Here is a 20,279-nt window from a genome sequence, read left to right as displayed (position 1 = left end):
ATGCATTATGATTTAGCTTTTTCAGCTTCTTTTTGGACATCTTCTTCTTTTTGTTTTTCCTGTTTCTGAGTTTCTTCTTTTGCTTTTTCTTCCTTAGCTTTTTGTTCTTTCTCGTCTTTGGCTTTTTGTTTTTCGTCCTTTTTCTCTTCTTTAGCTTTTTGCTTTTCTTCTTTTTTCTCCTCTTTTTTCTCTTTCGCTTCTTCTTTTTGTCTTTCTTTTTCTTTCTCTTTTTTCTTGAAATATCCTCTAAGCAAAAAGTTGTTTTTAGCGGCTTCCATATTATCGCTAAAACCTTTGGTTCCGGATTCTAGATTTGATAAGGTATTCGAAACGCTATTTGCCATTTTATCGTCACGAACTAATCTTGCTAAAGCGCCGTTTCCGTTATTCATAGAATGGCTAAAAATGGCAAGCTCATCAGAAATAACACCAACATTATCAACACTTTTTTTGACACTTTTCATAATGTCATTCATTTCGATTCCGTCAATAGAAGCGATTGCGCCGTTGTTTTCAATAATTTTTTTAGATTTTGTGCCAGGAGTAATAGTCAGAACTTTATCGCCCATTAATCCGTCAGAACCAATACTGGCGCGCGCATCTGTTTTAATAAATTCTCGGACTTCATCTTTTAATACCATCGAAACTACTACGGACGAATCGTTTATTAAGCGGATTTCTTCGATAGTTCCGACGTTAATTCCTGAAAACCGAACGTTATTTCCCACTTCTAATCCGCTGACGGTTTTAAATCGCGACGAGATGTGAAACGTTGACCCGAATAGATTTTTTTGTTTCCCGATGAAGTAAACCGCCATTATAAAAAGCAGTAATCCTACCGATACAAACATTCCTAATTTCCAAGTATATCCAGATTGCTTCTCCATGATTTCTAATATTTATTTTGCTTTATTCAAAAAATGAGCGTACCCATTCGTCTTCGTCTTTTTCCAGTTCTTCATAAGTTCCTTCGGCGTGTATTGCCCCATCTTTCAAGACCATGATTCGGTCTGCAGTCAATTTGGCGCAAGCCATATCATGCGTGATAATGATCGAAGTTGTTTTGCGTTTATGTTTGATATCCAGAATCAATTCACTTATTTCTCTGGATGTTATCGTGTCTAATCCCGTTGTTGGTTCATCGTACAAAATGATTTCCGGTTTAAGGATTAAAGTTCTGGCTAAGCCAATTCTTTTCTGCATTCCGCCTGATAATTCCGAAGGCATTTTATCAATTGCATCACTTAATCCAACATTGTGTAAAGCTTCGATAACTTCATTTTCAACTTCTTCGGCGGTTAAATCCCTTTTGTGTTTTCTTAAGGTAAATGCCAAATTTTCTCTAACGGACATCGAATCATACAAAGCACCACTTTGGAATAAAAAACCAATTCGGACTCTAATTTGATTGAGTTCCGGTTTGGTTAAATTCAATACATTTTCATTAAAAACTTTTATTTCACCTTTGTCCGGTTCAATTAAACCAACAATGCATTTTATCGTTACCGATTTTCCTGATCCGGAACGTCCTAAAATCACTAAATCCTCACCTTTATTCACTGTAAGATTTACACCTTTTAAAACTTCATTATCAACACCAAAAGTTTTATGCAAATCCTTGATCTCAATGATCGGAGTTTTACTTTTTTTCTTTGTTTTTGGTTCTATATTTTCTTTTTCTTTAATCATCTTAGAAAAATAAATCGGTTATTTGAACAGCGACCATATCCAGAATAAAAATGGTTAAAGAAGCAGTTACAACAGCAGAGTTTGCTGCTTTCCCTACACTTTCAGTTCCACTTGAAGCATTAAATCCTTTAAAACATCCAATCATTCCTATAAAAAATCCAAAGAAGAATGTTTTAATCGTTGCCGGAATCAGATCCAGAAACTCCAGCGATTGGAGAATTTGTGTTAGATAACGGTAAAAGTTTACATCACCATGAATGTTAATTCCTACATAACCGCCAATTATACCAACGGCATCTGCAAAAATCACTAAAATAGGAACCATTAATGTACAGGCTAAAATGCGCGTTACGACTAAATAGTTGTACGGATTTATTGCCGAAACTTCCATTGCATCAATTTGTTCCGTTACTTTCATAGAACCTAATTCGGCACCAATTCCTGACGAAATTTTTCCTGCGCAAATCAATGCTGTAATTACAGGGGCAATCTCTCTAATTAAAGAAAGTGCAACCATTCCTGGCAACCACGATTCGGCACCAAATTTTACTAAAGTGGGTCTTGATTGCAGCGTAAGTACCAAACCCATAATAAAACCGGTTATGGCAACAAGTGGCAACGATTTATAACCTATCACATAACATTGCTTCAAGAATTCTTTTGCCTCATAAGGAGGAATAAAAACTTCCTTAAAAAACTGCTTTGCAAACAAAGTTGCATTTCCAATTTCTGTGAATGTATTTTTTAGAGTGAAAGTCAAAATACTATGTTTTAAGTTAAATCTATTCGTTGAAAACCAGTTGTTTAATAGGTATTATATCTTCTGATTGTTAAGTATAAATTTACTTTAGAACTGCAGAAAAAATCTTACACAACTTTTTTTGAAGTTTATATAATTAACATAGTAAGTACACAATGATCAGGATATTGTAACGTTTAGCGGAAAATGTTAAAAGGAAGACTGTGATTGATGTTTAATTAAAGAGGTTTGCTAAGATGGCGATGGCGTACGGATGAAGCGGGTGTAAACAGGTTTGCGCTGTTTTTTCGTGATTTCTGTTTTCTGAAATTGATTAAAAAGGTAAAAACAAAAAATCCCTTCGTTAAAAGGGATTTTCTGGGTTTAATAGTTTTTTGGTCAGTCTATTATCGTTTAATTCATTATGAATTTATAGCGATACCGTTTCTGTTTTTTGTTAACGGAATGACTTTATATTCTGATAATTTGAAGTTTTCCATTAATAATCTTGCAGTTAAATAACATATTGTTGATTCGGCACCTTGATTTAAATTTACATTTTGTTTTTCGAGTCCGTCATAACCACCACCGCTTATCGGATTATACATAATTTGATTCAGGTGATTTTTACCTAAAAACCAGTTAAAAGCAATTTTCATTTTACTTTTGTATTCCAGTGTTCCAAATGCATTATAAAATGAATTCAGCGTTTGAATTGTGTATGCAACATCAATAGGTTGTTCGCCATATTCATTTGCTTCTGTTGAATCTTTGTGGAGCCATCCGTTGTTTGAGATTACTTTGAAATTTTTATCGATAAACATTTTCGACATTAAAAAATCCAGAGAATCCAGCGCTACTTTTTTATAGATAGGTTTATTCGTTGTTAAATAAGCATATAACATGGATTCCGGTAAGATACCATTTCCGTAAGTCATATAGTTTTCAAACCATTTCCAATCGCTTGACGCATGAATTTCATAATTAGAAAGCAATTTAGCATTCAGTTTATTAATAATCGCGGCAACATATAAGTTAGGCACTGCGGTATGATATAAATACAAGCCTTTTGTTGCAAAACCTATAGAACGTGGCGATTGAATGTTTTCGGCCCATTTTAAAGAATTTAAAAGGCATTTTGTAGCTTTTTTTGAAATAGTTTCAGGTAATATATCTGCATTTGAAACTACGGTTCCTAAAGCCCAAATTGCTCTCGCATTGGAATCTTCTAAATTTACTTCGGCATTTTGCTCGATATGCTCGCGATTTTCCTGATCGACATAATTGATAAAATCGCCTTTTGGTTTTTGACAGCGCTCAATAAAATCCAGATAAATTAAAATATAAGGAAGATCGTCTTTGTCTTTCGTCAATTTATAATGCATACAAAAAGCAATCAAAGCTCTCGCATTATCATCTAAGGTATAACCGGAAGTAATATCTGGCACTGAGATTTTACTGAATTGTATAATTCCTAAATCTGTTGTTAGTTTTTTGATGTGTTTTAATTGAATTGGAGGATAGCTGAATTTAATTTCGGCAGGATTTTCAATTAGTTTTTTATAGGTATTGATATGAGTGATAGCTACGTTTTCCCAAGATGAAGCTCTTGTTTTTCTAAAAGCGCTAATTCCCATTTCCCGTCTTAAATTTTCGTCAGAGATTAATTTGAGAGTTGCTTCGGCAAATTGATCAGCGTTTCCAATATCAACCAGAAAGCCACAATCAGGGGTTAAAACTTCTCGTGTATGCGGAATTTTTGAAGCGACCATCGGACAAGCACAACTCATTGCATACGAAAAAGTACCACTTACTGCCTGATTTGGGTCTTTGGATGTAAATAAATAAATATCAGTTGCTTTTAGATAATCCAAAAGTTCATTTGTATCCAGATATTCATTTATAAACTGAACGTTATCTTTTAAGTTTAAATCTTCAACTATACTTTCGAGTTTATTGCGATAAGCATCAACACCATCAATGATTAGATTTGGATGTGTTTTTCCGATAATTAAATACAGAACATTTGATTCTTTTTTGATGATTTTCGAAAGTGCCTGCAAACCGGTTTCGATATTTTTACCTTCGCCCAATAGTCCAAAGGTTGATAACACAAGACGGTCCTGAAAACCATATTTTTCTTTGGCTTGGGCAGGTGTCTCATAAATAACAATATGTGTCCCGTGGGGCACGCAGGTAATAATAGATTGCTGAATTTCGTAATCGTTTATCAAAATTTTTTTTGATTGATTGGTCATTACAAAAACAGAATTGCTATAGGACAAAAGTAATTTTACAAAAGTTCTCAATTCATTATTTGGATTGGGAATAACACTATGAAAAGTAAAGGTCACTGGTTTTTTTATTGCATTTAAAAAGTCTAATAAATGATCTCCATAATTTCCTTCAAATAAACCAAACTCGTGTTGAATGTGAACTAATTTTACAGCATTATCTTTATTGATTTCTTCAGCAACTCTTGCATATTCTTCTCTTTTTTTGGTGTTTAAAGTATAGGCTTGCGTTGGTTTTTCTTTTGGTTTATTAACCAGTTCACAAATTTCGCAAGTAATAGATTTACCGTAAACATCTGTAATTCCTTTGATTGTGTCCTGAGTATAAGTTGCTATTCCACATTGAGTTGGAGGAAATGTAGATAGAAAAATTATTTTCGATTTATTTGATATCGTTTTCATGGGGATGCTGTTTTTTTAGTTCGTTTAATAAGTCGTTAAAGTTCAATAAAGCCACCGCAATTTTTCTCCGGCAACACCACAATAATTATATAAGAGATTGTCAAAATTTTATGTTTTATTTTCAGGAAAAACATAAATTAACCATGCTGTTCATAATGTTCAGTTGGCTTATAAATAGGTTTGAATACGCTTTAAAAATTTTATCTAAAATTACTTTATCAATTAAGGGACGATTAATCCAATCGATCAAAAAGTTAACTCAAAAGGATTTATATGGAAATTTTGAAACGAAAAGGGGGAATTATAAAATTAGTCCAAAAAAATGATTTCTAGTTGATTGAGATGAAAGTTTAACGTTTTGATTTTGATTTTAAAATATTTCAGGTGTCAATTTTGCGGAATCTCTAAAATAAAAAAATTCCATGCGCAATACGAATGGAATTTTATATATGTAACCAGAAATCTGATAGGTTATTTTCGGAGGGAATAATATTTTTGAGTTATAAAAGCAATCGGAATTCCAATACAAAAAATCAGAATTAAGATCGAAAGAAGCAAAGGGAAGTCAAAATGTTTTTCAGGTAAAACCGGAAATACAACTGGTAAAACGACCAGATTCATTGTAATCCAAACAAAAATACCGTAAAAGACTCCGGATAGTAATGTATTTTTTTTTAAATAGGAGAAGTATGGATAAATTGTAAAATAAAACGAAGCAAAAACAAAAGCGATAAAGTAGTGCAACAACAATCCATATAAAGCCATTTGTGAACCGCCACTATAGGCTTCTTTTTTAAAAATTCCACTTGCAATAGATTGAAGAATTTTTACAGGTGTTGTTTTTTGAAATAGTAATGCATAGAAAAAAATTGCAGCAAGAATATCTAGCGTTCCCGCGATTAAACTTGATAAGAATATTGCTCCTGATTTTGACGCCATATAGTAGTTTTTATGATTTAGCAACTTGTTTAAAAATAGTATTGAGTTGTTTGGTATGTCTTTGAATATGAGTCAAAGCAAAACTAATCCACTCGAAGATAGTAAATTCACTAAAACCAGGAAGCTCAAAATCAAGACAGGTCAAAGTTAAATCTGAAGTTTGGGCTGCTAGTAATAAGTCAGATTCGATCTTTAAGAAAGAGGCTGTTATAGCATCTTTGTCGTAATCGATAAGTGCTGGTTTTAAGAAATCGGGTGAATCCATTTTTATATCGAAATTCAAAAATAAAGCTTCAATGTCTTTGATTTTTTCATCGTATCTTCTGTCTGTTTTTTCGGTTTTCCCCAAAAATAATTCAGGATATCCGGTGCAGGCAAGAACAAGATGCTGAGCAGTTTGTCCAGCGCTCCAACGATCTTTGCCAGGAACAATATTAAATTCTTCTTGCGAAAATAACAAGAGTATTGCATTCAGATTTTTAAAGGTTTGAATTATATCTTTTTGAATTGCTGCTTCCATTCTTTTTGATTTAGAAATTATAGTTGTTATTCGATGACGGATGTTATCCACCAAACATTTCCAAAAGGATCTGTTACACCACAAGTTCTGCCATAATCCTGATTGCTTAAACCCATTAAATTTGTAGCACCTTGATCTAATGCTTTCTGATATGTTTCATCGGCGTTAGGAACATAGACAAACAAGTTGGAGTTTTGTTTTGTCCAATCGGAGGTTTGGTCAGCAACCATAATTGTACTTCCGTTAAGGATAATTTCGGCATGCATAATAGTCCCGTCTTTGCGTAGGACTTCTGTGCTCGTTTTTTCTGAATTAAAGACTTTTTGAGTAAAATCAATAAATTCTGAAGCTCCATCTAAAATTAAATAGGGCATTATAGTTTGATGATTAGCCGGTAGATTCATTTTGTAAAATTTGAGATTGATAGTATTTCAAAAGTACAATAAATATTTAAAAATTTGGTAATCAATTGTTTGTGTTTTAGTTAAGAGATTATAAAAGCACTTCGCAATGGTAACCGTAAGAGTCAAGAAGTTCTATTATTTTTTGGTTTGAAATAGAAGAAGCATTGATTCGTAAAATTTTGTCACAATCTTCCAAATCAAAATTGATCGCACTATTAGGGAAATGTTCAAGAAGTTTTCCCACAATCATTTTGGATTGTTCGACCTCCTGAACATTTGTTTTAAAAACTTCTATCATCACTTCGAAAGTTTATAGAGCGATATTTTTATAGCGCTCAATTTTGTGATAATAGATATATGAAATCGCTAAGATCACTAAAAAGATTAATGGAAAAAACGATTGAAAGCCAGCTCCGTCAATTGCAAAATGACTAATTGATGCGAATATAAAATCAAAACCAAATCCGGCATAAGCCCATTCTTTTACGTTTTTTGGAATTGATGGAATCACCAAAACTAAAACTCCTAAAATTTTAAAAACAACTAGGGCATTTCCAAAATATTCAGGATATCCCAAATGCCTGATTCCTTCTTTTGCCTCCTGACTTTGAGAAAATAATGCTGGCATAACAGCCTCAAACAGGAAAATAATAATTGTAGTAATCCAAAAAATGATTTTTGCTTTTTTCATGATTTTGTTATTTTAAATAGTTATTAGTTAATGTATTACAAACTTAATAATCTTATTTTTCTGATGGAAGACTTATTTACGACTATTTTAGGGGCATTTTGGACAAGTTGGGTGTTTTAGATTTTAGATTGGAGATTATAGAATAAAGATTATAGAATAAAGATTATAGAGGAAAGATTGTAGAGGAAAGATTATAGAGGAAAGATTGTAGAGGAAAGATTGTAGAGGAAAGATTGTAGAGGAAAGATTATAGAGGAAAGATTATTGAGGAAAGATTATTGAGGAAAGATTATTGAGGAAAGATTATTGAGGAAAGATTATAGAGGAAAGATTGTAGAGGAAAGATTATAGAGGAAAGATTATAGAGGAAAGATTATAGAGGAAAGATTTTTGAGCTTAGACTTTGATTTTTTAGAATAAAGTAAATATACTAGCTGTCAGGCTGAGCGAAGTCGAAGTCCCACGCGCTGAGCAAATTCTGGAGAATCACTTTGCGGGACTTCAACTTCGCTCAGTCTGACAAAAAATGCGAGTATAAAAAATTTGTGTAAATCTGTGTTTTTGCGAAGTAAATCTGCGTCATCCGCGTGCCATAACTAAGCTTTTAAAACATAGTTTTTAATGGTAAATAAATCTTTAAAACCTAGTCTCGTATAAATGTCTTTTCCCATTGCGGAGGCTTGTAATAAAACATAATTAGCTTTTAAATCTATAGAAAGATTAAGTGCAAATTTCATGATTTCTTCGGCGAAGCCTTTTCTACGCATTTCCGGGATTACACCAACACCATGAATTCCAATAGTATTCTGAGTTTGAAAAAGCATAAAAGTTCCTAGTGGCTGATCATCTAAAGAAACCAAATAGAAATGAACGTCATTGTGATTGTGAATCAGGATTTCTTTACTAATTATGTAACCAAAAGCATTTGGATATAGATCTGCCCAAATTTTGGCATCTTGTTCTGCAGAAACTCTTTTGAAAGTAAGATTGTGTTCAAGCGTAAATTTTTGATCTAATTTCAGCGCCATTGCAACTTGTTCCGTTCTTATCTCAAAACCATAAGCGTCCAAAATTTCATAAGATTTTGTTCCGAAGATATCCCAATATGGTAAAACTAAACCTGAATTATTTTGCATGGTTTTTATAACATCTGGCAAATCTTTTTTAGAAATATCTTTACGAAGCCATAATTTATTGGGCCAACCTGAATTTTCGATTTTACAATATTCGAAAGTATTGTTTTTATGATAGGAGAGGAAAGGAGTTCCAACTGTTTTCCATAAACCGGTAAGATTGTTTATGTTGTCTTCGATTAAGTCTATATTTTTCATTTTGATTTTAATTATAAGAATGTAGCCTGTTAGGCGTCGTAATTACTAAAATTTCATTTGACACATAGAAACATAGATTTTGGTTCTGTAAAAAGGTATAAAAAGAAACATGTTTCTTACACATAGCCGAGCTATGCGCCTTTTAAAAAGTGAAATGCCTTTTTTTGAGCATGTAGAATCTATGTTACTATGTGTTAAAAATAATCACACCCAAGGGGTAGAATATAATGCAAAGGTAGTTTTCGCTTTCGCCCGAAACCTTTACATATGTTGATTTATAAATCTTTTTGGAGATCTTTTCTAATTCGGCTTAATTGCGTTGGAGTAATCCCTAAATGTGAAGCAATATGCAAAAGCGGAATTCTCTCTGAAATATCAGGATGTTTCGATAAAAGATGCAGATATCTTTCGGTCGCATTTTTCATCACTAATGAAATTTCGCGCTGTTCTTTCTCGATTACCCAGTTTTTCTCTAAATAGGCGATATAATAGTTTTTAAGATCATTGTTTTGATCAATGAGTGTTCTGTATTTTTTGTAGTTAAGATTAATTAAAATAGAATCTTCAAGTGCTTCAATTGTAAAATTAGAAGGAGTTTGTTGCAATAAAGAAGCTTTTGAGCCTGCAAAATCTCCATCGAGAAAGATATTTTTGTTATAAATATTTCCGGCAGCATCTGTGATAAAAGCTCGTAAAGCACCTTTGACAATAAAATGAATCTCTTTTGCAATTTGTCCGTTTCTCAAAAGAATTTCTCCTTTTTTGATCGATTGAAATTCAGCGATATTTTCGATTAATTGCCAGGATTGCTCAGAAACAGGAGCATAGCTTTCGAATTTTAGTTTTAGATTATTGAGATATTTGTCTTCTTTAGCTATCATCTTAAGAAATAATTAGATACTATCAAAAGTATCTAATTAGGAAAGAACTTTAATAAAAAACCGCTAAAAACTTAAAAGTTATATAGCGGTTTAATTGAGAATTTTTATTTCATCTTATAGTTTAATCAGCATAATGATAAATACTTTTCTTGATTGTATTTTCTACTTTTTCGAGTGTTACTTCTGTCACACCACCTTCATAATTCATTTCAATAGCAACTTTATCAGTAGTGATTTCATAATCAATAGAGATTAATCCATTTTTATTTATTTCAACAGATTTATTTTTGGTTGGAAGTGTACTTAAATAAAATTCGGATTCTTCGACTTCTTTATTTGCAATAATACTTTGATAGACGGTATTAATATCTGTGTTTTTTATGATGCATTCTTTTCCTGATCCCATTTCTACCTGAATGTCTTTACAATCTTCCTCTACTTTTTTTACTTTCTCTTCTTTTAGAGTTGAAGCTGTAGTTTCTGTTTTTTTTGCTGATTTTAATTCTTCATCCTGATTGCTTTTTTTACAGTTTGTAAAGAATAAAGCTAAAAGTGCTACACAAGCGATTTTTTTCATTGGTTTAATTATTTATTTTTTGGATTATTTTATAGAGATAGGTTAATCAAAAATATAAAAATAAACCGAAATATAAAGGATTTGGGGTAAATGGAACGCAGATGACACGGATTTGCTTTGCGAAAACACGGATTGGTGCGGATTTTTTATTTTTATAAAGCTTTGCAAAGATTGTTGATATGCTTTGCGGTCCTTCTCCCGAAGTCTTGGGACGCTCAGGTTGACAAAAATGAGAACAAAAGAAGTCTGTTTAAATCTGCGTCTTTGCAAAGCAAATCCGTCTCATCCGTGAGCTATTAAACTCAATGTTTCTTATGAGCCAGAATCCCTAGCCCTGATAGTAGCGGCATCCTTTTATGTCCGCCGCGGCGGACATAAAAGATACAGTGAATAGCAGGAAATAGCTCCAAATAAAAAAACGCCATGAAACTAAAAGTCTCACAGCGTTTTCATCTCAAAAAATAAATAATTAACGGGTATTATTTCCAACCACCGCCCAATGCGCGATATAACTCGGTATTGGCAGAAAGTTGGGCTCTTTTTATGTCTGCCAGTTCTAACTCGCTTTGCAATAAATTGGATTGCGCAGATAGTACTTCAAGGTATTCAGCCATACCATTTTTGAATAACAAATTGGCATTTTTAATGGCTTGTTGTAACGTTTTTACACGTTCTTTCAAGAATGATTCTTGTTGTTGTAATTTCTCTACTTTTACTAAAGCATCCGAAACTTCGCTAACGGCAACCAAAACAGATTGTCTGAAACTTAAAACTGCTTTTTCTCTTTCTGCAACTGCAATATTGTATTGTGTTCTTACTTTTTTATTGTTCAATAAAGGCTGAGTCAAACCTCCGGCAACGGTTCCAAACAATGAAGCCGGAATGTTGAACCAATTGCTGGTTTCGAATGAATTTACTCCACCTTGAGCGGTAATTCTAAGCGATGGATACAAATCAGCTTTTGTGATTCCTACGTTTGCGTTGGCTACTTTAAGGGCTAATTCGGCACTTTTTACATCTGGTCTGCGGCTTACTAATGAAGACGGAATCCCTATCGCACTGTTATTTTTAACTTCAAGTGTGCTTAAACGAACGCTTCTTGTTTTTGAATTTGGAAAAGATCCTGTCAAAACGCTCAAAGCATTTTCCTGAATAGCAATATTTTGTTCTAACAACGGAATCAATTGCGCCGCGTTTAATTTCTGTGCTTCAGATTGTTGAATTGCTAACGAAGTTACCTGACCTGCATCGTATTTTAATTTGATAATATTGGTTGTACTATCATTCAGTTTCAGGTTTTGTTTTGCAATTTCTAATTGTGCATCCAACATTAAAAGGTTGTAATAACCCTTTGAAACATTGGCTACAATAGTAGTTTGTAATGCTTTTTTAACTTCTTCTGATTGAAGATAACCTGCAAAAGCTCCTTTTTTCTGATTTTTGATTTTCCCCCAAATATCTGCTTCCCAAGAAAGTGTTGCTCCGGCAGAGTAATCGTCAATATGATTTTGACCTAATGCCTGACCTAAATTTTTTCCTGTAAAACTATTGTCTGACGGATTGCTGGTGCTTGCAGTTACAGATAAATTAACCTGAGGTACATTTCCCCATTTTGATTGTGTGAATCTGTATTGTGCAATTTCGATGTTTTTTTCAGCAATCTGCAAATCATTGTTTCTTGCAACGGCACTATCGATCAATTGAATAATATCTTTTTCGGTATAGAAGTTTTTCCACTCCACATCAGCAATACTTGTCGTATCTTTTGAAACCGATGCACTCCTGAAATTTTCAGGAAATGCATCTTTTGGAGTTTCAATATCCTTCGAAACCTTACAGGATATTATTGTGGTGATCAAAATAGCGACCATCACGATTTTGGTTATATAATTTTTCATTTTATGTTTTGTCATTAAATTTCTGTACAAGTATCTTTTCTATTATCAAGATCTTTTGAGATTTTATAGGATATGTATCCAATGCCAGCAATGATGGCTATGAGGATTGTCGTTATATAATTTTCCATTTTTATTTTTCTTCGTTATGAATTACGGCTACTGGTTTTCCAGAAACCTTTTCTTGTAAATATTGGAATACGATAAATAAAACCGGGATAATTAACAATCCTAGAATTACTCCCGAAACCATACCTCCGGCGGCACCAATACTAATGGAGTGGTTACCTTGTGCTGACGGTCCTGTGGCGCTCATCATCGGGATTAATCCCACAACAAAGGCTAGTGACGTCATAATAATTGGTCTTAGACGTAGTTTGGCTGCATCTATTGATGCTTTGGCTAACGCCTGACCTGATTTTCGTTTTTGGACGGCGAACTCGACAATCAAAATCGCGTTCTTGGCGAGCAGTCCAATAAGCATTACCAGTGCAACTTGAACGTAAATGTTGTTTTCGATTCCGGTCAAGCCGATGGCAACAAATACTCCAAAAATACCTGCAGGAATTGATAAGATTACGGCCAATGGCAAGATGTAACTTTCATACTGTGCAGCAAGTAAGAAATAGACGAATATCAAACACAGTAAGAAAATCGTTGCTGATTGACCTCCAGAAGAAATCTCTTCACGAGTTTGTCCTGAAAATTCAAAACTATAACCTGCAGGCAATTGTTGTGCAGCAACTTCTTCGATTGCTTTAATGGCATCTCCGGAACTAAATCCAGGTTTTGGGATTGCATTAATCGAAATCGAATTAAACAAGTTGTATCTCGAAGCGGTTTCTGAACCATAAATACGGCTTAGTTTTACCAGAGTATTTATTGGCACCATTTCGCCTGTTTTGTTTTTTACAAAAACTCTGTCAATTGATGACGGATCAGCTCTGTCAGCAATATCTGCCTGAACAACAACTCTGTAATATTTACCAAATCTATTAAAGTCTGAAGCTTGCGCACTACCAAAATAGGTTTGCATGGTTTGTAAAATGTCTTTTACGTTCACACCCAATTGGTTTGCTTTTTCATCGTTGATATCCAATTGCAATTGAGGATAATCGGCTTTGAAAGAGGTAAATGCTACTGCAATCTCCGGACGTTTCATTAATTCTCCGATGAAGTTTTGTGAAATTCCACTAAATTTATCCAGTTTTCCTCCTGTTTTATCTTGTAAAACTAAATCTAAAGCTTCAACGTTACTAAATCCAGGAACGGTTGGGAAACTAAATACGAAGAAACTTCCTCCGGTAATTGCACCTAATTTTCCTTGAACATCAGCCATTATTTTGTTGATGTCTTTGATTTCTCCACGCTCTTCGTTTGGTTTAAGCAATACGAACACAACTGCAGAAGATGGACTTGTAGAGTTGGTCAATAAGTTGAAACCTGAAATTGCTGTTACAAATCGTGATGCATCTAAACCTCTTAAAGTATTTTCTGCCTGAGTCATTACTTTCTGAGTTCCGTCAAGAGATGTTCCTGATGGAGTGTTTACTGCAATTGCAATAAATCCTTGATCTTCAGTTGGGATAAATCCTGCTGGAGTTGTTTTAACCATCACAATTGTTGCGAAAGTAATTAAAGCCAATCCACCTAAACTAACCCATTTGTTACGGATTAAGAATTTTAAACCTCCAACGTAACGATTGGTTAAGGAATCGAAACTTTTATTGAATCCGTTGAAGAATTTTTCCTTAAATCCTTTTTTCTCATGAGAAGTATCTCCTTCGGCACCGTGATTATCTTTTAAGAATAAGGCGGCTAGGGCAGGGCTTAATGTTAAGGCATTTACTGCCGAAATTACAATTGCAATTGCCATTGTAAAGGCAAACTGACGATAGAAAACTCCCGTAGAGCCTTCCATAAAACCAACCGGCAGGAATACAGCAGCCATTACCAGCGTAATCGAGATAATAGCACCCGTTATTTCGTGCATTGCTTCATGGGTTGCTACTTTTGGAGACAAATGTTTGTGCTCCATTTTCGCATGCACGGCTTCGACGACCACAATTGCATCATCTACCACAATACCAATCGCCAGAATTAATGCGAAAAGTGTTAGAAGGTTGATCGAGAATCCGAATAACTGCATGAAGAAGAACGTTCCTAAAATTGCTACAGGTACAGCAATAGCCGGGATTAATGTTGATCTGAAATCTTGCAGGAATATAAATACTACGATAAATACTAATATAAATGCTTCGATTAAAGTATGCTCAACTTGTTCTATAGATTGATCCAGAGATACTTTTGTACTATAGAAAATGTTGTGTTTAATTCCTTTAGGGAAATCTTTTGAGGCTTTCACCATCAATTTGTTGATCGCAATCTGAATATCATTGGAGTTAGAACCTGCTAACTGAATTACACCAATTACAACTCCTTTTTTACCATTTAAACGTGTTAAACTGTTGTAGGAGTAAGCGCCAAGTTCGACTCTCGCAACATCTTTTAGGCGAAGTACTGAACCATCTGCATTAGAACGTATAGCAATATTTTCATATTCTTCTGGTTTGGTTAATTTTCCTTTGTATTTAATTACGTATTCAAAAACTTCTGTACTTCTTTCTCCAAATTTACCCGGAGCAGCTTCCAAACTTTTGTCCTGAATTGCGCCCATGATTTCGTTTGGAGTCACTTTGTAAGTTGACATTTGTGTTGGATTCAACCAAACACGCATAGAATAATCTTTTACACCTCCAAAAATACTTGCCGATCCAACTCCAGGAATACGTTTGATCTCCGGAATAATATTGATTTGAGCATAATTGGCAACAAAAGTCTGATCGTATTTTGACTCATCATCGGTATACATACCAATTGCCATGATAAAACTGTTTTGTTGTTTTGCAGTAGTTACACCTTGTTGTACAACCTCTGCAGGCAATTGGCTTGTTGCCTGAGCAACTCTGTTTTGAACATTAACGGCCGCCTGATCTGCATTAGTTCCTAATTTAAAGAAAACTGTAATAGCAAGCGATCCGTCGTTACTAGCTGTAGAGCTCATGTAAGTCATGTTCTCAACACCATTTATAGACTCTTCCAGTGATGGTGCCACAGAACGTAAAACCGTTTCTGCGTTTGCTCCCGGATAAACTGCCGTTACCAAAACCGATGGCGGCGCAATATCAGGAAACTGTTGTAAGGGCAATTTCGTAAGTCCAAGTACTCCCAGGATCACCAATAAAATGGAGATTACGGTTGCCAGTACAGGTCTTTGTATAAATATTTTGAACATTTTCGTAAAAATTATTTTTTAGTAATTATTTGGGCAACTTTTGAAGGAGTTGATTTTTCAGGCTGAATAACTTGTCCTTCCTGAAGTTTATCGATACCGCTTAATACAATTTGGTCACCAGATTTTACACCATCTTTGATTAAGTAGTTTGTGCCACTTTTTCCAATAACGGTAATTGGCATTTTGTTTACTTTATTCTCTTTACCAACGGTGAAAACAAAAACTTTATCCTGCATTTCAACGGTAGCTGATTGAGGAACTAAAATCGCATCGTCATGTTGAAGACCTAAACGAATTTTCCCTGTGTTTCCTGAACGTAGAGTTCCGCCCGCATTTGGGAAAGTTGCTCTTAAAGTGATCGCTCCGGTAGTTTTGTCAAATTGACCGTCTACCATATCGATTTTTCCAGTTTGAGGATAAGCGTTATTATCAGCAAGGATTAAAGTTACAGGAGGTAATTTTTTGATTTTATCACCAAGACTATTTCCTGCATATTGTGCTTTAAAGTTGATGAAATCTGTTTCACCTAAAGAGAAATAAGCAAAAACTTCATGAACATCAGATAAGTTAGTCAAAGGTTCAACATCAGTTGCAGAAACTAAACTTCCTTGTTTTTTAGGCAATCTTCCAATGTAACCACTAACAGGGGCTGTCACATTTGTATATCCTAAATTAATTCTGGCAGATCCTACCATTGCTTTTGCTTGTTCGATATTTGCAGCGGCAATTTTTTGAGAAGCTTTAGCGGTTTTCAATTGATAATCAGAAACTACTTTGTTTTGAACAAGAGGAGTTAATTTATCAACTTCTAACTGAGCGTTAATTAAAGCAGCTTCGTAAGCGTGAAGACTTGCCAAAGCATTGTTTAATTGCTCACGGAAAGGACGTTCGTTTATTTTGAATAAAGTCTGACCTTTAGTTACATAAGCACCTTCGTCTACAAAAACTCTTTCAAGATTTCCGCTAACTTGCGGGCGAATTTCAACATCAACTGTTCCTTGTATAGAGGCAGGATATTCAGCATCAGTAGTAGTGTTTTCGCTTGTGATAGCTAAAACTGGTAATGAAGGCGGAGCCGGAGCTGCCGGAGCTTGCGATTTATCTGCACAACTGCTTAGCACAAGTGCCAGAATAAAACTGGTTATAATTACATTTTTCATTTTCGTATTGGTTTTAATTTGTTGGACATTCTTATTGTTTAAATTTTGTGGTATTCGGATATTCTGGGTATTCATATTTAATTATATTAAATTATCTAACGTTGTTAAGTAGAATTGTGCAAAGAACCATACAATGATGCTTCCAATTCTATTTCGTAATTGGTATTAAATTATTTATCACTGTTAAGTAAAATCGAAAAAAAACTCTCGTATTACTCTATTAAATTTTCTAACACTGTTAAGTAAAGTAGTAAAAAAATAGTTGCTAAATTACTACATTAAATCATTTATCACTGTTAAGTTAAAATGAAATTTTTTTTATTGTATTGATTTTATGATTCCTCCAATCGCATCTTTTAAGATTTGATTGTTGATAGTTTCCATTATCTCGCTTTTGTTGATGATGTTAATCGCAATCAAACCGTGAATAACAGAGAAAAAAGTAAAATATTTTTGTTTGATAACTTCTTCAGTAGGATTGCTGTTTTTCATTATCTCAGAAATTACCGAAGTGAATAATTTATATGGCCTTTCCTGAGCCGAACATTGTTGCTGACAACAATTCATTTGCACTCCAAACATTACCTGATACATTTCGGTATCTGTAAACGCAAAATCCCAATAGGCCATCCACATGGCTTCTAATTGTTCTTCCGGTTTTTCAAATTTATCACAAGCTTCCTGAAGTTCTTTTGCTAACTTAATAAAACCTTTTCCGGTTAATTCGTTCAAAATCGCCTCTTTATTCGAGAAGTATTCATAGATAATAGGAGCAGTGTATTCAATCTTGTCAGCAATTTTTCGCATGCTCAGACCTTGCCATCCTTCTTCTTTTACGATAGCGTAAGCAGCTTCAAGAATGTTACTTCTTGTCTCTTCTTTTTGTCTTAAAATACGATCTTTACTTGCCATTTTATTTAAGTATTAAATTGTTTAACACCGTTAGGCAAATGTATGGCGGTTTTTCTGATTATGAAATAATTTTGTCATAATATTTTCTTATTGTTGTATAGACAAATGTCAAAAGCCTTCAAAAGCCTTTATTTATAAGGACTTTTTCGAGCGTAATTTTTTAAGGAGCAGATCGTTTTCGTGTTTAAAGACCTTTTTTCCCGATGTCCATTCTATCTTTTATGGCTCCCGAAGCCTCGGGACTGCCATAAAAGGATGCCATTTCCATCGGGGCTAGGCGAGAAAATCTATTTCTCATTAGATTTTAAAACAAAAAATGCAAAATCATATATTCCGAAGAAATGATAAATAATATGATTATAAACCATAACCGGGTTTAAAATGGATCACATATATGAATTGAACAAATTCATACGTTTAAACCGGATTAAAATCCGGCCCTACAATATTATTAAAGCCAACAGCTCTTTTTAAATTCATTTAATGATTACCAAATAGATTTCAAAATTCCAAAGGAATAACAAATATTACAGGGCTGGACTTTAGTCCAGTTTAAAATGCGTGTATAGATTGCACAAATTCATGCGTTAAACCGGATTTTATATGGTTTAAATTAAATAATTTTTGCGTTTACACCATTATAAAACGGAGTTTCAATTCCGAATTTATTAGCATTTTCAATAACATAATCGACCAGAAATTTTTTCTCGGTTTGATTGTTGTTTTCAAAATCCAATTGTAAAGACGATTTCGATTCAAATGGAAATTTAGTCAATAGATCTTTCGATGTTTCAATATCTTCTTTTGTCAAAAGAATATTGTTTTTGCTGGCAAGCGATTGAATTTCGATCATCATATTTTCGAGAATATGCATTAAATTTTGATCTTCCAGAAGTTGTCCAAAAGTAACTTTATAACCAGAAGTAATTGCTGCAACAGGAGCAACGAATAAATATTTCTTCCACAATATTTGATTAATGTTTTCTACGTAAGTAATATCCAAACCACCGTCTGCTAACAAATCAATTAATTGTTTATTCTCTTTTCCTCCAACGAAAATTTTCCCTGGTCCGCCAACATGCTGAATATGTCCGGGCTTTTTCACATTTGATGCTACATAAATACAACCTTCCATAATCTGACCAACTTCAGGTAAAGTTTTGCGGATAATTTCTTTTGCATTTACCACATTTTGTAAAGTGATTATAATCGTTTCAGCATTTATACAATCTTTATAAGTGTTTAATATATTGCTTATAGAATACGATTTAGAAGTAAGTATCAATACATCCAGAATCCCTATTTCTGCTGGATTATCAGATACTAAATCCGGAAATATGGTTTCTTTTTCACCTTTAGATTCAAATAATAAACCGTCATTTTGTATGGAGGTTTTAGTTTCACCTCTGCAAATAAAGATGATTTTGGTCGCACTGTTTTTATATTTTTTTGCTAATGGTGCGCCAACAAATCCGCCGATTCCACCGATTCCCAGGATTCCTATTTTTATTGTATTTGAGTTCATATTCTATTATTTTGGGTTTTAAACTATAGATGCAAAGTAAATAGGTTCATGATTATTAATTGCTGTAAAAATATCGGTTATATTTGTAAAAATTAAGGATTATGAAGAACACGTTTTTTATATACAAAGATTTCGAAATTTATTCCGTCGAAGAATTAACGTGGAAGAAAGAAGTACATCGTCATAATTTTTTCGAACTATTATATATAGAATACGGAACCGGAAACCACATCTTGAATTCAATTCCTCATCATTATAAACAACATGATATTTATTTGCTTACGCCAAAGGATTATCATTCTTTTAAAACATTAGAACCTACAAAATTTCATTGCCTACGTTTTCTGCCTAATTTTTTTTCGAATAAAAAAGAAATTGAAGAAATCGAAAAGCTGTTTTATTACCACAATCAAACTAATGGAAATTTGATTTTCCTTGAAGACGATAAATCTTTCTGTGAAATGGTTATTCTAAAAATCCTGGATGAAGTTGCCAAGCCAAAAGGGCAAAACGAAATCATAATCAAAAGTTTGATGATGTCGCTGATCCACATAATCCGAAGAAATGCCACAATAAATGAAACCAACGTAAATCTAAAAACCACTGAGGTTTTAAAGATTGATACTATTTTAAGTTACATCAGATCGAATATCGCCAATCCTCATTTGTTGAAGAAAAAGGAAATTGCGAATCATTTTAATGTTTCGATCCATTATATAGGAGAGTATTTTAAAAACCATCTCAATATTACATTAAGAGATTACATCGAGCAAACGAAACTCAAAGTTGTAACGGAAAAATTAAGCAAAAGCAATCTGACTTTTTCAGAAATCAGTAACGATTTAGGTTTTATAGATAGTAGTCATTTTAATAAATTCATTGTTCGAAGTACTGGAAGTTCACCTTCAGAATTTAAAAAATCATTAAATTAAAGGGAAATCTATAAAATTAGTTAACAGTTCAATCAAGACAGAAATTATAAAAATCCGTTTTTATCAGCGTTTTCGCTTTAGCGAATCAGTAAA

18 protein-coding genes are annotated in these 20,279 nt (G+C 33.6%); 1 reads left to right on the top strand and 17 read right to left on the bottom strand.

Annotation, left to right across the window (positions count from 1 at the left end; translation table 11 throughout):
• Positions 1-5: 5 nt before the first annotated feature.
• The 17 genes from CHB81_RS09375 to CHB81_RS09290 form a co-directional block, all read right to left on the bottom strand.
• Positions 6-887 (bottom strand): MlaD family protein, encoded by an 882-nt coding sequence (locus tag CHB81_RS09375; RefSeq protein ID WP_089351636.1) that lies wholly within the window; start codon positions 885-887, stop codon positions 6-8.
• A 22-nt stretch (positions 888-909) separates the two neighbouring features.
• The gene (locus tag CHB81_RS09370) at positions 910-1,689 is read right to left on the bottom strand and encodes an ABC transporter ATP-binding protein (RefSeq protein WP_089351635.1); all 780 of its coding nucleotides are present in this window, start codon (positions 1,687-1,689) and stop codon (positions 910-912) included.
• Position 1,690: 1 nt separating this feature from the next.
• The gene (locus CHB81_RS09365; RefSeq protein ID WP_089351634.1) at positions 1,691-2,449 is read right to left on the bottom strand and encodes an ABC transporter permease; all 759 of its coding nucleotides are present in this window, start codon (positions 2,447-2,449) and stop codon (positions 1,691-1,693) included.
• Between the two features lie 401 nt (positions 2,450-2,850).
• Positions 2,851-5,124, bottom strand: coding sequence for a glycosyltransferase (locus tag CHB81_RS09360; protein WP_089351633.1), 2,274 nt, complete (start codon positions 5,122-5,124; stop codon positions 2,851-2,853).
• 471 nt (positions 5,125-5,595) lie between these two features.
• Positions 5,596-6,063, bottom strand: coding sequence for a DUF1440 domain-containing protein (locus CHB81_RS09350; protein WP_089351631.1), 468 nt, complete (start codon positions 6,061-6,063; stop codon positions 5,596-5,598).
• 10 nt (positions 6,064-6,073) lie between these two features.
• The gene (locus CHB81_RS09345; RefSeq protein ID WP_089351630.1) at positions 6,074-6,583 is read right to left on the bottom strand and encodes a DinB family protein; all 510 of its coding nucleotides are present in this window, start codon (positions 6,581-6,583) and stop codon (positions 6,074-6,076) included.
• A gap of 26 nt (positions 6,584-6,609) precedes the next feature.
• Positions 6,610-6,987 (bottom strand): glyoxalase/bleomycin resistance/extradiol dioxygenase family protein, encoded by a 378-nt coding sequence (locus CHB81_RS09340; RefSeq protein ID WP_089351629.1) that lies wholly within the window; start codon positions 6,985-6,987, stop codon positions 6,610-6,612.
• 88 nt (positions 6,988-7,075) lie between these two features.
• Positions 7,076-7,285 carry a hypothetical protein gene (locus tag CHB81_RS09335; RefSeq protein ID WP_089351628.1) on the bottom strand — a complete coding sequence of 70 codons (210 nt, stop codon included), beginning with the start codon at positions 7,283-7,285 and terminating at the stop codon, positions 7,076-7,078.
• Between the two features lie 12 nt (positions 7,286-7,297).
• Positions 7,298-7,678, bottom strand: coding sequence for a DoxX family protein (locus CHB81_RS09330; protein WP_089351627.1), 381 nt, complete (start codon positions 7,676-7,678; stop codon positions 7,298-7,300).
• A gap of 596 nt (positions 7,679-8,274) precedes the next feature.
• Positions 8,275-9,009, bottom strand: coding sequence for a GNAT family N-acetyltransferase (locus CHB81_RS09325; RefSeq protein WP_089351626.1), 735 nt, complete (start codon positions 9,007-9,009; stop codon positions 8,275-8,277).
• A gap of 275 nt (positions 9,010-9,284) precedes the next feature.
• Entirely contained in the window at positions 9,285-9,890 is a 606-nt protein-coding gene (locus CHB81_RS09320; protein WP_089351625.1) for a Crp/Fnr family transcriptional regulator, read from the bottom strand.
• Positions 9,891-10,011: 121 nt separating this feature from the next.
• Positions 10,012-10,467: a hypothetical protein gene (locus CHB81_RS09315; RefSeq protein ID WP_089351624.1), complete on the bottom strand. Its 456-nt coding sequence runs from the start codon at positions 10,465-10,467 to the stop codon at positions 10,012-10,014.
• Between the two features lie 479 nt (positions 10,468-10,946).
• Entirely contained in the window at positions 10,947-12,365 is a 1,419-nt protein-coding gene (locus tag CHB81_RS09310; protein WP_089351670.1) for a TolC family protein, read from the bottom strand.
• A gap of 130 nt (positions 12,366-12,495) precedes the next feature.
• Entirely contained in the window at positions 12,496-15,657 is a 3,162-nt protein-coding gene (locus CHB81_RS09305) for an efflux RND transporter permease subunit (protein ID WP_089351623.1), read from the bottom strand.
• 11 nt (positions 15,658-15,668) lie between these two features.
• On the bottom strand, positions 15,669-16,892 hold the full coding sequence (locus tag CHB81_RS09300) for an efflux RND transporter periplasmic adaptor subunit (RefSeq protein WP_089351622.1): 1,224 nt from the start codon (positions 16,890-16,892) through the stop codon (positions 15,669-15,671).
• Positions 16,893-17,135: 243 nt separating this feature from the next.
• Entirely contained in the window at positions 17,136-17,729 is a 594-nt protein-coding gene (locus CHB81_RS09295) for a TetR/AcrR family transcriptional regulator (RefSeq protein ID WP_089351621.1), read from the bottom strand.
• A gap of 613 nt (positions 17,730-18,342) precedes the next feature.
• A complete protein-coding gene (locus CHB81_RS09290) occupies positions 18,343-19,254 on the bottom strand; it encodes a ketopantoate reductase family protein (protein ID WP_089351620.1) in 912 nt (303 codons plus the stop codon).
• Positions 19,255-19,355: 101 nt separating this feature from the next.
• Between CHB81_RS09290 and CHB81_RS09285 the strand changes: the two genes are divergently transcribed.
• A complete protein-coding gene (locus tag CHB81_RS09285; protein ID WP_089351619.1) occupies positions 19,356-20,186 on the top strand; it encodes an AraC family transcriptional regulator in 831 nt (276 codons plus the stop codon).
• The last annotated feature ends 93 nt before the right edge of the window (positions 20,187-20,279 follow it).

Origin of the sequence: Flavobacterium sp. ov086, from assembly GCF_900187965.1 — a bacterium.
Taxonomy (GTDB): domain Bacteria; phylum Bacteroidota; class Bacteroidia; order Flavobacteriales; family Flavobacteriaceae; genus Flavobacterium.
Note: the sequence above shows the minus strand (reverse complement) of the source record. Positions and strands in the feature narration are given on the sequence as shown.

Excerpts from the sequence above, each read along its gene's own strand:
- CHB81_RS09375 (WP_089351636.1), bottom strand. The coding sequence starts at position 887 with ATGGAGAAGCAATCTGGATATACTTGGAAATTAGGAATGTTTGTATCG.
- CHB81_RS09370 (WP_089351635.1), bottom strand. The coding sequence starts at position 1,689 with ATGATTAAAGAAAAAGAAAATATAGAACCAAAAACAAAGAAAAAAAGT.
- CHB81_RS09360 (WP_089351633.1), bottom strand. The coding sequence starts at position 5,124 with ATGAAAACGATATCAAATAAATCGAAAATAATTTTTCTATCTACATTT.
- CHB81_RS09350 (WP_089351631.1), bottom strand. The coding sequence starts at position 6,063 with ATGGCGTCAAAATCAGGAGCAATATTCTTATCAAGTTTAATCGCGGGA.
- CHB81_RS09345 (WP_089351630.1), bottom strand. The coding sequence starts at position 6,583 with ATGGAAGCAGCAATTCAAAAAGATATAATTCAAACCTTTAAAAATCTG.
- CHB81_RS09340 (WP_089351629.1), bottom strand. The coding sequence starts at position 6,987 with ATGAATCTACCGGCTAATCATCAAACTATAATGCCCTATTTAATTTTA.
- CHB81_RS09335 (WP_089351628.1), bottom strand. The coding sequence starts at position 7,285 with ATGATAGAAGTTTTTAAAACAAATGTTCAGGAGGTCGAACAATCCAAA.
- CHB81_RS09330 (WP_089351627.1), bottom strand. The coding sequence starts at position 7,678 with ATGAAAAAAGCAAAAATCATTTTTTGGATTACTACAATTATTATTTTC.
- CHB81_RS09325 (WP_089351626.1), bottom strand. The coding sequence starts at position 9,009 with ATGAAAAATATAGACTTAATCGAAGACAACATAAACAATCTTACCGGT.
- CHB81_RS09320 (WP_089351625.1), bottom strand. The coding sequence starts at position 9,890 with ATGATAGCTAAAGAAGACAAATATCTCAATAATCTAAAACTAAAATTC.
- CHB81_RS09315 (WP_089351624.1), bottom strand. The coding sequence starts at position 10,467 with ATGAAAAAAATCGCTTGTGTAGCACTTTTAGCTTTATTCTTTACAAAC.
- CHB81_RS09310 (WP_089351670.1), bottom strand. The coding sequence starts at position 12,365 with ATGAAAAATTATATAACCAAAATCGTGATGGTCGCTATTTTGATCACC.
- CHB81_RS09305 (WP_089351623.1), bottom strand. The coding sequence starts at position 15,657 with ATGTTCAAAATATTTATACAAAGACCTGTACTGGCAACCGTAATCTCC.
- CHB81_RS09300 (WP_089351622.1), bottom strand. The coding sequence starts at position 16,892 with ATGAATACCCAGAATATCCGAATACCACAAAATTTAAACAATAAGAAT.
- CHB81_RS09295 (WP_089351621.1), bottom strand. The coding sequence starts at position 17,729 with ATGGCAAGTAAAGATCGTATTTTAAGACAAAAAGAAGAGACAAGAAGT.
- CHB81_RS09290 (WP_089351620.1), bottom strand. The coding sequence starts at position 19,254 with ATGAACTCAAATACAATAAAAATAGGAATCCTGGGAATCGGTGGAATC.
- CHB81_RS09285 (WP_089351619.1), top strand. The coding sequence starts at position 19,356 with ATGAAGAACACGTTTTTTATATACAAAGATTTCGAAATTTATTCCGTC.